The organism is Paenibacillus sp. FSL A5-0031 (assembly GCF_001956295.1).
GTDB lineage: Bacteria > Bacillota > Bacilli > Paenibacillales > Paenibacillaceae > Pristimantibacillus.
Window position 1 is genome coordinate 165590 of the sequence record NZ_MRTD01000004.1, and the last position, 14472, is coordinate 180061.

14 protein-coding genes are annotated in these 14472 nt (G+C 44.4%); 4 read left to right on the forward strand and 10 right to left on the reverse strand.

Annotated elements, in window-relative coordinates:
* Positions 1-576 precede the first annotated feature (576 nt).
* Together BK120_RS09110 and BK120_RS09115 are read left to right on the forward strand one after the other, a co-directional pair.
* Positions 577-1512 carry a helix-turn-helix transcriptional regulator gene (locus BK120_RS09110; protein ID WP_076267185.1) on the forward strand — a complete coding sequence of 312 codons (936 nt, stop codon included), beginning with the start codon at positions 577-579 and terminating at the stop codon, positions 1510-1512.
* Between the two features lie 81 nt (positions 1513-1593).
* Positions 1594-2097: a DinB family protein gene (locus tag BK120_RS09115; protein WP_083681781.1), complete on the forward strand. Its 504-nt coding sequence runs from the start codon at positions 1594-1596 to the stop codon at positions 2095-2097.
* A 156-nt stretch (positions 2098-2253) separates the two neighbouring features.
* On the opposite strand, the gene BK120_RS09120 is transcribed toward BK120_RS09115, so the two are convergent.
* The 4 genes from BK120_RS09120 to BK120_RS09135 are packed head-to-tail and all read right to left on the reverse strand — an operon-like array spanning position 2254 to position 7199.
* Positions 2254-4035, reverse strand: a complete 1782-nt coding sequence (locus tag BK120_RS09120; protein WP_076267186.1) for an ABC transporter ATP-binding protein — start codon at positions 4033-4035, stop codon at positions 2254-2256.
* A 10-nt stretch (positions 4036-4045) separates the two neighbouring features.
* Positions 4046-5788, reverse strand: a complete 1743-nt coding sequence (locus BK120_RS09125) for an ABC transporter ATP-binding protein (protein WP_076267187.1) — start codon at positions 5786-5788, stop codon at positions 4046-4048.
* Between the two features lie 17 nt (positions 5789-5805).
* Positions 5806-6381 carry a hypothetical protein gene (locus tag BK120_RS09130; protein WP_076267188.1) on the reverse strand — a complete coding sequence of 192 codons (576 nt, stop codon included), beginning with the start codon at positions 6379-6381 and terminating at the stop codon, positions 5806-5808.
* Entirely contained in the window at positions 6378-7199 is an 822-nt protein-coding gene (locus BK120_RS09135; RefSeq protein ID WP_076267189.1) for a hypothetical protein, read from the reverse strand. The genes BK120_RS09130 and BK120_RS09135 overlap by 4 nt, the downstream gene beginning before the upstream one ends.
* A 154-nt stretch (positions 7200-7353) precedes the next feature.
* On the opposite strand from BK120_RS09135, the gene BK120_RS09140 reads away from it, so the two are divergent.
* Together BK120_RS09140 and BK120_RS09145 are read left to right on the forward strand one after the other, a co-directional pair.
* On the forward strand, positions 7354-8442 hold the full coding sequence (locus BK120_RS09140; RefSeq protein WP_076267190.1) for a glycosyltransferase: 1089 nt from the start codon (positions 7354-7356) through the stop codon (positions 8440-8442).
* Positions 8443-8528: 86 nt separating this feature from the next.
* On the forward strand, positions 8529-9476 hold the full coding sequence (locus BK120_RS09145; protein ID WP_076267191.1) for a TRM11 family SAM-dependent methyltransferase: 948 nt from the start codon (positions 8529-8531) through the stop codon (positions 9474-9476).
* A gap of 13 nt (positions 9477-9489) precedes the next feature.
* Here BK120_RS09145 and BK120_RS09150 read toward each other — a convergent pair whose 3' ends face one another.
* The 6 genes from BK120_RS09150 to BK120_RS09175 all read right to left on the reverse strand — a co-directional run bounded on the left by BK120_RS09150 (position 9490) and on the right by BK120_RS09175 (position 14463).
* Complete coding sequence (locus BK120_RS09150) at positions 9490-10263, reverse strand: alpha/beta hydrolase (RefSeq protein WP_076267402.1); 774 nt, start codon at positions 10261-10263, stop codon at positions 9490-9492.
* A 179-nt stretch (positions 10264-10442) separates the two neighbouring features.
* Positions 10443-10907, reverse strand: a complete 465-nt coding sequence (locus tag BK120_RS09155; protein WP_076267192.1) for a divergent PAP2 family protein — start codon at positions 10905-10907, stop codon at positions 10443-10445.
* A gap of 54 nt (positions 10908-10961) precedes the next feature.
* Positions 10962-11813, reverse strand: a complete 852-nt coding sequence (locus BK120_RS09160) for an MBL fold metallo-hydrolase (RefSeq protein ID WP_076267193.1) — start codon at positions 11811-11813, stop codon at positions 10962-10964.
* Positions 11813-12574: an ABC transporter permease gene (locus BK120_RS09165; protein ID WP_076267194.1), complete on the reverse strand. Its 762-nt coding sequence runs from the start codon at positions 12572-12574 to the stop codon at positions 11813-11815. The genes BK120_RS09160 and BK120_RS09165 overlap by 1 nt, the downstream gene beginning before the upstream one ends.
* Positions 12562-13314 (reverse strand): ABC transporter ATP-binding protein, encoded by a 753-nt coding sequence (locus BK120_RS09170; protein WP_083681785.1) that lies wholly within the window; start codon positions 13312-13314, stop codon positions 12562-12564. Before BK120_RS09170 ends, BK120_RS09165 begins: the two co-directional genes overlap by 13 nt.
* Positions 13315-13482: 168 nt before the next feature.
* Positions 13483-14463, reverse strand: coding sequence for a siderophore ABC transporter substrate-binding protein (locus tag BK120_RS09175; protein WP_076267404.1), 981 nt, complete (start codon positions 14461-14463; stop codon positions 13483-13485).
* Between the last annotated feature and the right edge of the window lie 9 nt (positions 14464-14472).

Below are 14472 nucleotides of genomic sequence, written 5' to 3' on the forward strand. Positions count from 1 at the left end.
AATGAAAGGATGGGCAATAGTTCCCCACAACTGAAAACTAACGAACACCAAACACCTTATTTGCTTTAAAATGCTACCTTTTTAGTTCTAACGAACCTAGGGAGCTTTAATAGACCTCAATTGATGTAAATGAGCTCTTTTTTACGCATATAACGTTATCTGAGTTCGTTAGAATTTATTTAGGACCTGATTATTGCAAATAGCAGCATATAGGTTCGTTAGAATTCAGTTTATGCTCGTTGCTTCTAGGCTAGGCAGAATTCAATCTCTGCTCGTTGCTTCTGAGTTCAATAGCATTCAGTATCTGCTCGTTACTTCTGGGTTCACTAGAATTCAGTCTCTGCTCGTTACTTCTGGGTTCATTAGCATTCAGTTTATGCTCGTTACTTCTGGGTTCGTTAGAATTCAGTCGCTGCTCGTTACTTCTGGGTTCATTAGCATTCAGTCTCTGCTCGTTGCTTCTGGTTTCATTAGCATTCAGTCACTGCTCGTTGCTCCTATATTCATCAGAACCAGCCGCCCCAAACCCAACAAGCACTACTCTCTACAATAAATCCACATTCACAGGTGATTACTTTGAAAATAGAACGATTGCTCGCTGTTATCATTTATTTATTGAATCACGGCAGAACAAGTGCTTCGGTATTGTCCCAGAAGTTTGAAGTCTCAAACCGAACGATTCAGAGGGATATGGAAGCTATTAATATGGCAGGCATCCCCATTCTTTCATTCCCCGGACTGCTCGGAGGTTTTGAAATTATGGAAGGCTACCGCTTAAGCCATCAGGTTCTCACTAAAGATGAGCTCGTTTCCGTAATGACAGGGCTAAAAGGGCTGCAAAGCCATTCGGATGATCTTGATGTTGCCCGTACGCTGGAGAAGATGCGAGCCCTATTGAAAAAAAGCGATATTCATTATACAGACAAAGCACTGGAACAATGGATTATTGATTTATCCTCATGGGGCTGCAATGAGGAGGAGAAGAAAAAAACAACTCTCCTTCGACAGGCCATTCAGAAGAAAATGGTCGTAACTTTTGACTACACCAATTCCCAAGGCTGCTCAGCTAAAGCTGTCGTGGAGCCGGCTTCCGTCGTTCATAAAGGGTTCCATTGGTATTTGTATGGCTATTGCAGAGACAAAAATATAACAAAGCTTTATCGACTATCAAGAATGCGAAAACTAGCTGTCATCTCCGAATTTTTCGACCGCGAAATCGCCGCTTATGACGCTGCAGCCATTGAAGCCGAATGGAAAATGAATACGAAGACGGTGCATTTGGTGATGCGTTTTCAACCTAGCGTTAAGGTGAGAGTCGAAGATTCTTTTCAAGAAGGAATCATTCGCTGCGAGAACGACGGTACAATGTTTGTTGAAATCGTTTATCCTGAGGATGAATGGGTTTATGGCATGATTTTGAGCTACGGGGATACCGTGGAAGTAATGGAGCCGATATATGTGAGGGATATCATCCGAGATAGAGCGAAAAATATATGGCGGCTTTACAGCTAAAAAAAAGGAACGAAACGATGACAGGCAGTTGTCGTGGTTTATGTTCTACAATTCAGTTATATCTGATTGTAGGAGGATTATATGATTAAACAAAATGAACTTATTCAACAGTTTGGCAGCTTGGCGCCGTGGTATTCATCCTTATCCCATATCGCACCTGAACCAGCATGGCTTAACCCGATCAAGGAAGGCAAATGGTCCGCCGCAGAAATCATTGCCCATTTAGACAGATGGGATCAATATTTCATAACAAGCGTACTGCTCGAAGCTGAAAAAAACAGCAATGTTGAATTCCCGAACCACGATGAATATAATGCTGCCTCCTCGGCTTACGCATTATCGGGCATATTGCCTTCTGAAATTTTGAATCAAGCGATGGAGACAAGACAAAAGCTCGTGCAAAAATTAACCGAAATGACTGAGCAGCAATTTTTTCATCCTATCACTGTACACGGAAATACACATTGTCCACAAACGAAAGCTCCCTATTCGATCGGATATTTAATCTTTGATTTTATCCAGCATGACGAGCATCATCGCAAACAAGTGGAAGAGTTTCTACTTCAGCCGCAGTCTAACAAGTGATACAAGAGATCACATAAATGAAGTCGATTTCAACTAAATCAGCACATGGTTTAAAATATATGACTCTATAAGGTCATAACATAGCAGCGGCAGCCTCGGAATAATTCCATGGCTGCCGCTATTCTCATTCCTATTCTAAGCGTTAAAAGTAAACTTCTATCGTCCTTGTGTTTCCATCGTAACAGCGGACGTCTCAGTCGATACTTTCTCGCCTTTCTGCAGTTGATACATTTTATAATATCTGCCTCGCAGCGCCATTAAAGCATCATGATTGCCGCGCTCCACGATTTCACCGCGATGCAAGACGAGAATCTGATTCGCCTCTCGAATGGTGGACAAGCGATGAGCGATAATTAGTGTTGTCCTGCCTTCACTGACCACCTTCAAGGCTTGCTGAATCAGCCCCTCCGTCTCACTGTCGATGCTGGCTGTCGCCTCATCCAATATAAGTATAGAAGGATCGAAGGCTAAAGCTCTAGCGAAGGAGATAAGCTGCCGCTGTCCCGAAGACAACGTACTGCCGCGCTCAACCACTGGCTCATCATAACCGCCAGGCAGCTGCTCTACAAAATTTGCCGCCCCAACATCCTTCAGCACGCTTTTCACGCGATCTATTGTGATGTCCTTGTTGTACAGGCTGACGTTGAATTTAATGTCGCCTGCGAACAAGTACGGATCTTGCAGCACAATGCCCATATGCTTGCGCAGCTCCTGCTTCGAATACGTCGCTATATTACGTCCATCAATCGTAATGTTCCCTTTGTCCGGCTCATAAAAGCCAAGCAGCAGATTCATGATCGAGCTTTTGCCCGAACCGGTATGACCGACTAATGCAACCGTCTCTCCCCTGCGCGCTTCGAATGAAATTTGCTTCAGAACGTTTTCGCCCTCTTTATACGCAAACGTAATGTTATCGAATTTCACGACACCATCCGGACGTTTCACCTGAGCTACCTCTTCGACCTCCATGCCTTCCATGTCTAATATTGCAAATACCTTCTCCGCAGAAACAAAAGCACGCTGTGCATTCGTCAATTGATCGAAGATACCGATAATCGGCTGAAAAATACGACCCAAATAATCGATAAAAGCATAAAACACGCCGTAAAGAATTGCTGTTTCCAGTGAAGCACGCCCAAAGTACCAAATAACCATCGCTGTTACCAAGCTTCCAATGGTGCCCACAATGTTTCTTGAAGACAAAGAGAAAACTCTAAACTGCTTGATCTGGTTAATGTAACGATCCTCGTTCAGCACCTCAAACTCTTCGAGCGTCACCTTCTCGCGGCGAAAGGCTTGAATAATCGGCATAACGACAATCGATTCGTTGATCATCGCATTCATGTCGCTGAGACGTGCGCGCATAATCGTAATGTATTTCTTTGAGTATTTTAAATGTATAACCATAATGATCGCGAAGAGCGGCGGCAATAACAAGCAAAACATCGCTAGCCGCACATCCAAGATAAACAATGCAGTAAAAATACCGAGCAGCTGTACGAAGCTGACAACAAAGGTCGCCATGAAGCTCATGAATAAATCCCTGACCGCCTCTGTGTCGTTCGCAATTCTCGATACAATTTGCCCGATCGGCGTATTGTCGAAGTAGCGCAGCGGAATTCGCTGGATATGACTCATTAAATCCATACGCATATTTTTGATAATGCGAAGCGCCGTCGTCTGCAAAATATAGGATTGCGAGAAATTGCTAATACTTGCAACAAGCAGCAGCCCCATATAAACGCCCAGCAGCCCGAGAACTGGCATGATATCATTCCCGCCGACGGATAAATGCTTGTCGATTATCGTTTTTATAATAAAAGGTCCGCCGAGCTCAGCACCTACCGCGCAGCACAGAATAAGCAGGGCGCCGATAATTCTAAACTTATAGACGAGAGCATATGCGAATAGTCTTCTCGCCGTTGATTGTTTTGGCATTCTAAGCCTCCTATTCTTCCAAGCTAGCTTCCATTTGCTGCCGTTCCCATTGTTCCTTGTACCAGCCGCCAAACAGCATCAGCTCTTCATGAGTGCCTTCTTCGATGATTCGGCCCTCATTCAGCACAAGTATCCAGTCCGCGTGGCTAACCGCTGATAGGCGATGAGTCGTAATAAATGTCGTCTTTCCTTCACGCTCCAAACGAATATGGTGAAGAATTCGGCTTTCCGTCCGTGCATCAACAGCCGAAAGTGAATCATCGAGCAGCAATATTTCTGAATCAACGAGCAATGCCCGAGCAATCGCCAGCCGCTGTTTTTGTCCACCTGAGAGCATGACACCATTTTCCCCAACGACCGTTTCAAGTCCTTCTGGCATTTGTGCAATATCTTCTGTAAAAGAAGCCATTTGAACCGCTCGAGCGATTTCGTCTAGCGTTGCGTTCGGCTTGCCTAGCGCAATATTTTCTCGAATGGTCTTGGAGAGAAGCAGATGCTCCTGAGGCACATAGGCAATCCAGCGTCTCATCTGGTCTATCTCAATTTGCTCAACTGGAACTCCCGCTATCATTAAACGATCCGCTTCAAGCGGATATTGACGCAGTAGCTGCTTAAGCAGCGTACTCTTTCCACTCCCCGTCTTCCCTACGATTCCAAGTGTCTGGCCTCGTTCAAGCTGAAAGGATACATTGTTCAAGCTAGGCTGGCTAGCCGTAGGATAAGTAAAGGTGAGCTGCTTCATCTCAATGCGCGTAGGCAACTTAATGGCAACAGGCTTATCTGAATCTTGAAGATCCGGCTTTTGCGTTAACGCCGAGTCCAATCGGTCAGCAGAAGCACTGCCGCGCTGCAGCACATTAATAAACTCGCCAAACGAAATCATTGGCCAAATGAGCATGCCCAAATAGATATTAAAGGAAATGAGCTGGCCAAGTGAAATCTCGTCTTGGAATACGAGATATGAGCCATAACCTATTCCAATCGAATAACTGACTCCTACAATTAACGAGATAATCGGCTGAAACATCGCATTTAGAATCGAGACTCGTTTATTTTTGTTCATAACCTCTGAGGTTACATGATCAAATGCAACAAGATCATTGTTTTCCTGCACGTACGAGCGAATAACGCGTATGCCCGAAATCGATTCCAGCGCATGTTCATTCATTTTCCCAAAGGAAGCCTGCGCGTCCAGAAAGCGGGTTCTTACTTTTTTGCCCAGCTTGCTAATTACGACTGCCAGCAACGGAAGCGGAATAAGTGCCGCGATCATTAATTTGTAGCTGACTAATGAAATCATCATAATAATGACTACCGATGCCCCTACCAGCGTGTTGACGAGCGTCATTACACCGTATCCCGCTGTCTGGCCAATTGCGAGTACATCATTAGTCGCGAGCGCCATCAGCTGTCCCGTGCTGTTGCGCTGAAAGAAAGCAGGCGTCATCCTTGTTAAATTTGCGAGCAGCTTCCCTCTCAGCACCTTCTCGATAAGCGCCGAATTGCCAAACAGCGTCGTAATCCATATATAGACCATGACATAAAGAAATAACGCAAGCAGAACTAGTATCAACACCGTCTGCGTTAAACCAGCTGAGGTCAGCTGGCCATCGCGGATGTTGTCAACCGTTCGTCCAATTAGATTAGGCGGTATTGTGGAAAGCAGGCTAACTAACGCCATAATGCCTATGGCAAGCGCATAGCTGCCCCATCTATCCTTAAAAAACCATCGCAACCGTTTTACAAAAGACATGAGATCCCCCTTTTCCGCTAATTCAACGACCTTTTCTCTCTAACATTTGAGACTCGAAATGGCAATCGAAGAAATAGCAGCTCCATAATGAATAACAATATTCCAAAAGCGATTAACAGCATGACCCAGCTATCTTCTACATTCAACAAGAACGGATATATTATAACCATTAAAATGTTGAACACCAAATAAGTATTTCTGCGGCTAATCGCAGTATCCAACAACTGAACAGCCCCATCCTGTTTCAGCATTTCAATAAGTCCATTGAAAATCCAATACGCCATCAAAATATGAAGAATAAACAGCAGTTGCGAATAGAGATGGACGGCGAGCGGTATAGACGAAAATTCCGTAATCATTACATTTGTTTGGATAAACAGAACTGGAATAGTAAGAATGACCAGAACAATAGAAATGTACTTCGCTTTTTTATATGCCGGGTGCATGGAGCCCAGATGCTGCAGGGCTGACAAAACCATCAAGTAACCTATAATGTCAGGCAGCAAATCAAAGTATCCAATCCTTATATCAATCATTGCAATAACAAGGCCCCAGCCAAGTCTCCTTAGTTCACGTCTGAAAGGGGTGCTCAATGCATTTCACCTCCCGTACGGACTAAACGCTTCAGCTGCCGCTCACTAAAATTAAGGTTATGATTAATCGGAATATCCTCAATCATTTCCTGTCCATCTTCCAGCTTGAAATGAAGAATGATTTTGGATTTAAACATCGAGACGGCTTCGGGCTCATTATCCGGAATAGACCATTGATATGTAAATGCTAATGAATCATCTTGCGACAGCTTCATAGGGAATTCAACCGACGCAAGCGGCTTCCCTGATAGATCAAGCTTGAACCATGGCTTCACTTTGTCGCTGAACGTATATTCAATCTTCTCCAAAACAGCCGTTTTCCTTACATAAACCTTATAGCTTCCAGAGCCATTTGAGGATGAGCTTCCCGAAGCAAAGTCCAGTATGCTTTCTCGTTTATTCCACACGACATTAATTTCACCAATCGGAACTTTTCTAGACTGCCCTTTCTCGTAATACACCGTAATCTCTCTTATTGTGAACGGTATTTTCCTATCCTCGTTGATAAGATCTGGCATCAATTGTCCAGAGGCTCGCATCTCAGATTGATGAGTATGTATGTTTCTTTTATAAATTTGAAATCGAAATTCGGGCAGTTCTTCTATTTGAATGCTGCTTACTTTATTAGATGCTTGTTTATTTTCAAAAAATGTAAAATCAAGTATTTCACCAGTGCTCCCATTTATGGTGCTGTCATGCTTTAGAAACAGCGCCTCCTTCAGCTGCATGCTCTGAAAATACCAAAGGTTTCCTAGCCAGCTTCCCGCAATGAGAAACACGACGACAAACCATCTTATTTTAATTTTCAGTCCTGTCACCCCTCTCCTCATCTGTTCATATTACCACTTATTTGTGCTAGAGATAATAATTGGTTTAAAAATAAGAGGTTGTTCTTTATAACGAATATGATATGATTATTTTGAACATTGCTTTATGAAATTCAAACGATCGAACACGTCAGAGGTGTAGCCTATGAATTACGCGATAAGTGCGATTGTACCTATATTCAATGCTGAAAATTGGCTGCGTCCCTGTTTGAAAAGCATTCTTAATCAGCCTTTTCGAAATATTGAGGTGCTGCTCGTCAATGACGGTTCCACTGATCTCAGCGGCGCGATATGCGAAGAATTCGCTATAACAGACAATAGAGTTAAAGTGATTCACAAGCCAAACGGCGGTGCAAGCAGCGCCAAAAATACCGGTTTACAAGCGGCAAGCGGCAAATACGTCGCCTTTCTTGATGCTGATGATGAAATCGATCCGCTTTTTTTCGTAAAGCTATACGCCATGGCAGAAGAGCATGCTTGCGAAGTGTTGATTGGAGGTTACGCGACAATTCCAACCAAACAGAACGTATCGCCCTGCTTTCGGCTGCATACCGTTATGAACGGCAAAGATTTAATACTAAGCGCCGCAGCTGTTCATTCTAATAATGACCTGTGTTTTACTTGGCGCAGTCTATTTCTTCGCGCATCGCTTGAAAAAAACGAGATTCTGTACAACGAGGGATTAACGGTAGGAGAAGATACCATTTTCCATTTGGAAGCCTTGCTGGCCTCTGATCGTGTCTGCGCGATTCCGGACCCTTTGTATTTTCACAACACGGTTAACAATCTGAACAGTCTGATACGTTCTCCCTATAAACATTATCTTGAAGAAAGCCTTGTTCTGCAGTACCAGCTGCGAAAGAGCTTATCCGAGAAATTCGGTTTATTAGCGCATGCCCATTATAGAAAGGATATGGCGTCCTACCACATCCAAACGATCCTTTCGATGCTGATCAACAATTTCAAACACAATCCTGTCGCCCCTGCAAAAAAAGATTTGGCAAGAATCATCGACCTTAAAATGATGACAGACAGTACGAAGGAGCTTGGCTGGCTTCACAATTACAGCAACATCAAGTCATTTCTTTATTATTTAACGCTTAAATTCAAGCTTGCGGCATGGCTGTATCACTTTGAATTCCGCTTGCCGCGCCAATCGCCATTGCTGTTTCTCAAGCTTTTTGGTAGAAAAAAAACCGTTCATAACCGACTGATTCGCTACACTAAGCGTTAATCGCACATCGCCATTCCTTTGTCCGCCCATCCTTTTCATGTATACTAGAGGCTTCAATTCAATTATACAAAGGATGCGACAATAACTTGGAAAATAGAAACAATCTATTCGTATATACCTATGGCTATCGCATTGAAGAGGCTGATTTATGCCGCTTGGAGATGCGTTCTTTATTTGGAAAACAATCAGAAACTGATCTTTTGTTTAGCGAAATAGACGTACATCCCGATCGAAGTCCTTTTATGAGAGAACGGCTTGAAGTTTTATATCAAGGCGAACGGCTTGAGGATATTTTGGAGCAGGTGAAGCAAATTCAATTAGGAGAGGCTACATTTAAGGTGATTTTCCTAAAAATGAATGACCTGACGGCGGAAAACAAAATCGATTTTGAAGGACAACGCGCAATTGAACGTGAACTTGGCGTTTATATCGAAGGCGAGGCTGATGTACGCAAACCTGATCGCGTTTTTGGCATTTTAACTTGGGGCGGACGCTGGTACTTTGGCAATTATATAAAAAGCAAAGCCGTCTGGCTCGCTCACATGCAAAAACCGCGCAGCTATTCCATTGCACTCAGCACGCGAATTGCGCGCGCCATAGCCAATATCGCTATCCCGAATCCAGTCGGGATCAAAGCGATCGACCCTTGCTGCGGCATTGGGACGGTACTGGTAGAGGCGCTGTCTATGGGCATGAACATCGTCGGCCGAGATATCAATCATTTTATCATTCGCGGGACACGTGAAAACCTGGCTCATTTCGAATATGAAACAGATGCCGTTTGCGGTGATATTGCTGATATCTCAGACCATTATGATGTAGCCATTGTAGATATGCCTTACAATCATTTCTCTAATACGACACCTGAGGCACAATTCTCCTTGCTGCAGCATACTCGCCGAATCGCAAACAAAGCTGTCATTGTGACTGCTGATCCAATGGACGAGCTTATTGCAAACGCAGGCCTTAACATCTTAGATCGCTGCACGACTCGAAAAGGCAGCTTCGTCAGACAAATAATCGTCTGCGAATAGTAGATTACAGCTATTATTTGTACCCATTAAATGCTAGCCAGGATGCGCAAGCAGCCGTCCATTCTTTTGTATGCTCCTCATCCTCGGCTAAGCCAAGCCCATGACGTCCTTTCGTGTACACGTGAAGATCAAAAGGAATCTGGTGCTTGCTCAGCGCGGATGCAAACAAAAGGCTGTTCTCGACAGGAACGGCGCCATCATCTGCTGTATGCCATAAAAAAGTTGGCGGTGTATCAGGGGTTACCTGCGTTTCATTGCTGAGCTGTTCGATTTGATTCAGGTTCGCTTCTTTGCCAAGCAAATTTTCTCTTGAGCCCTCATGCGTAAAAGGGTCTTTGAGTGTGATGACAGGATAACATAAGACGAGTAAATCCGGACGGCAGGACTGTCGTTCAATAACATCCACTGCATTTTCATTCCCTTGGTCATAGCTTGTCCCCGCGTTCGAAACTAAATGCCCGCCTGCTGAAAATCCAAGAATGCCTATTTTATTCGGATTAATTCGATACATTTCTGCTTTGAAACGGACGGTACGTATCGCCCGTTGAACATCCAGCAGTGCGCAAGGATATTGATAAGGCGCCACCCGATATCGCAAAACGAACGCAGAAATGCCTAAACTGTTCAACCACTGTGCAATCGGTTCTCCTTCATGGTGCGCTCGCATGCCATAACCACCGCCTGGACATACGATAATTGCTGGTCTATTCTCGCCATCTACAAGATAAGGCGTTATAGCTGGACAATCCTCATCTGCATTTCCCTGTGCATACGGCGCTCCGTGCATCCATAATAATTGCTCTGCCACCTTATTTCCCCCTTATGCTGCATAAGAATTGAAATCTTTTACCATTATATAACTAACGATAATGTCAGTCATCTGCAATCCTATATTCAAATAAAAACAGGCTTAAGCCGAAAAAACGCGGCTAAGCCTGTCTGTTCATTTTACAATTGCTGCTTGCCTTATTTCTTGATAATCGTCAAAGCTCCAACGAAACCGATAAGTGCTCCAAGCAGTGAGCCAGCTAAAACTTCACTAGGCTGATGACCGAGACTTTCCTTAAGCCGTTCACGCCTGCGCTCATGATACAATCCTGGATGCTCGCCAGCCAGCTTCTCCACATCCTCGTCCAAATCATTTACCTGCACAGCAATTTCACCTGTATGTCTGCGAATATTCATCGCATCGTACATCACAATAATGCCAAGCATCGCAGATATGGCAAATTCCGGCGTCTTTACGCCATACTTGGTCGCCGTGTATGCAGCTAGCGCGGAAACGCCGCTTGAATGTGAGCTCGGCATTCCACCTGAACCAATAATTTTCCGCACATCCCATTTGCCGCTTCTCGCAAAATGTACAGGCAGCTTAAGCAATTGGGCTGTCCCAACAGCCGTCAACGCTGTCACAAGTCCTCTGTTTGACATATCCGTCAACCTCCAGTCCTTATTCCCATCTCATTTTGCCCTGCTGAGCGTAAATTATTTCATATAAATAAATCGCTCACCAGGTGCGAACATATGGAACTTCTGGGCTGGATAATGACGCTGGATATAATCGACGAAATAAGCCGGGTTCTCATCATTGTGTGGAAATAAGCCATAATGCATCGGAATCAATAAATCAGCATGAATTTGTACCGCAATCTCAACAGCCTCACGATAATTGCAATTGCCGACGATCCCCTGTTCATTGCGAACAAAATCTCTTCCATTGATCGGCAATAATGCAATATCGATTTGTCTGCTTTGCAGCCAAGTGACAAGCTCTGGGAAACCAACGGTATCGCCAGAGTGATAAAGATGAATGCCATTAAAATTCGCAACATAACCTAGAAACTTATGTTCACCTGCTTCATCCTGTTCGAACTGTTCATGCTTGGCAGCGAATGCATCGAGCCTTATGCCGCCTGCAAGCTCAATCGATTGTCCATGAGAAATACCGATCAGCTGCTCATCACGGAAACCCCATTCCTTCAATAGCGGAAGATGTGCTCTCGGCACGATAAATCGTGTTTTGGATGATTGCTGAATAACTTGCAGCGTCTGCTTGTCCATATGATCCTCATGGTGGTGGGAGCATACGACATAATCGACATCGAGGCAATCCGAAGGCGACAGCGGCGATTCGAAGGCTCGTGACCACGGCGGTCCTGCCATCTCATACACCCAGTTTGTCAAATACGGATCAAATAAAATCGTTTTTTTGTTCCATTTGACGAGAAAGCCCTCTTGTCCAAGCGCCCATAACGCCAAAGCTTGATCTGGAAGTTCAGTTCCGGCTATTTGCTTTACTAAATTTTTCCCACTGTTATATACGTTCACGACGGTCATCACCCTTTTTGCTCCATATTTTGAATGCGAAGGTCTTTCGTAAACCATAGCTTATAGCTTAATAAACTTAAAATAATGCTCGTAACCGCAGCTGAGCTTGCGAACGCAAACACAATTAATATTTGGTACCGAACCGCTTCGATCGGATTCGCGCCAGCGATAATCATCCCTGTCATCATACCGGGAAGCTGAACCAGCCCTACCGTCTTCATCCCGTCTATCGTCGGAATCATGCTCGATTTAACCGATCGCTTCATTACATCTTGAATCGCTTGCCTTGCTGTCGCTCCAAGTGAGAGCAGCGTCTCCATCTCGCCTTTCGAGGATTCGACCTCTCTTCTCATTTGATTGAGCAGTAAACCAGAAACGACCATCGCATTGCCGATCGTCATGCCGCTAATCGGAATAATGTATTGCGGTGTCGCTTCTATAATTCGAAAGCCGAGCAGCAGTCCCATCATAAGCAGCTCTGTCGATGTGATCGCAATCGCGATTTTCCAAATGATGCCCTTCAGTCCAGCTCCCCTTTTACCAGCATGATAAGACGCTACACTAATCATAAGTACAAGGATCATTGTAATAAACAGCGGATTGCTCGTATTAAAAATAAATTGCAGCACATAGCCGACAAGCAGCAGCTGCACCGCAGAACGAATGGTGCCAATCGCGATGTCTCGCTCAAGCCCAAGCTTCTGCCATACGGAGATAAGCATCGTAATCATCACAAACAACAAGGTAAAGCTAAGTGCTACGATTGACATGGCTGCTCCTTTTGTATCGGCGCTTTTATATAATTTTGTGCGAGCTCAGATGTTGGATGTTCAAAAAAAGCAGCCGTGTCGCTGTTCTCCAGCAGCGTTCCTTCCCCCATGAACCATATCGAGCTGCTCATCTGCTGAGCCTGCTCCAAATCATGTGTAACCCAAAGCATCGTTGCCCCTTCTTGATGATGCCACTCTCGCAGCACTTCCTCCACCATTTCCTTGCTGCCTCGGTCAAGCGATGCGGTAATCTCATCAAGAAGAAGCACGGTAGGATGAAGAAGCAAGGAACGGAGCAGCGAGATTCGCTGTTTCTCTCCTCCTGACAGCTGTTCGGCGCTTTTGCCCATATCAAGATGATCCAGCCCTAGCCTTGGCAGCATATGACGTACGAGCTTCTCGTCATACGGCATGCGATGCAGCATACTCACGGTTCTCAAATTTTGCTCAATGCTCCCATTCAGCATAACGGACTGCTGAGCAACGTAACATACCTTCATTCTCCAAATCCTTGGATCTAATTCTCGCTGTGAAACATTATGTAAACGGATATCACCCTCATCGGCGTTATCCAGACCTGCAAGCAAACGAAGCAGCGTGCTTTTGCCTTGTCCAGATACACCTAATATAGAAATAATAGCCGGATCAGCAATCGTTGCAGAAACATTTGCGAACAGCTGAACATTCCCATCACCACTGCGGTTTTTCCTAATACTCTGAAGTTCCAAAACACTAGCCACAAACGTTCCTCCCTTCGGCTTCCCTTACATTATAGCTGTAATGCTTGGCTCTAAAAAGTAAATTTAATAAGCTACAGACCCGCTCGTATGCAAAAAAAGGCTGATGACTACTGCCGCAGTTGCGGAAGCAGGCCACCAGCCTTCATAGTCCATCTATGCTTGCTGCTATTATTTTATCGCTGCGTCAATTTCTTTAACCATTTCCGCTACAGAGATAAGTCCGCCGCCGGAAAGGTACCAGAAATCTGGATTAAGATAAACGATATTTCCTTCTTTGTACGCTTTAGTGTTTTTCACCAAAGCATTCTCAACGGAAGAATGTGCATCCCCTGATCCTTCTGTCACTGCATTGCGGTCAACAACGAATAAGTAATCAGCATCCTTCTCTGCTACATATTCGAACGTTACAGGGTCGCCGTGCGTTGAAACTTTAATGTTCTCATCTACAGCCGGTATGCCAAACACGTCATGAATGATACCGAAACGCGATGCTTTACCATATGCGCTGATTGCACCTTCGTTTGCCAAAATAATAAGGCCATTTTTTCCAGAAGCTGTTGCTTTTTCATTCAATGATTTAATGGAATCATTAATTGCTGCTAGCTCTGTATCTGCTTCAGCTTCTTTAGAGAAGATTTGAGCCAGTGTTTTCACGTTAGTCGTAAAGGACTCCATGAAGTTTTTGTTGTCCACACCCATAAAAATCGTAGGAGCGATCTTCGTAAGCTCTTCGTAAGCATCCTGTTGACGACCTGAAATAATGATCAAGTCAGGTGCAGTTTCATTGATTTTCTCAAAGTCCGGCTCTTTCAAGCTGCCTGCGTTTACGTATTTTGCATCTTTAAATTTTTCAAGGTATGCAGGAACGCTAGCTTGCGGAAGTGAAGCAACCTCTACCCCTAGCTTGTCTAGTGTATCAAGAGTTCCATAGTCAAATACGACAACCTTGCTAGGATTAACAGGGACAACCGTTTCGCCAAGCTGATGTTTAACTGTAATTTCTGTAGGTGCATCTGTTGCAGGTGTTTCAGAGGCTGGTGTGTTCGTAGCGCTGTTAGCACCTTTATTTCCGTTATTATTTGCGCCGCATGCAGCAAGCACCAAGCTTAGAATGACTAAAATAGCCAATACAGGTATAGATTTTTTCAAAACATTCAC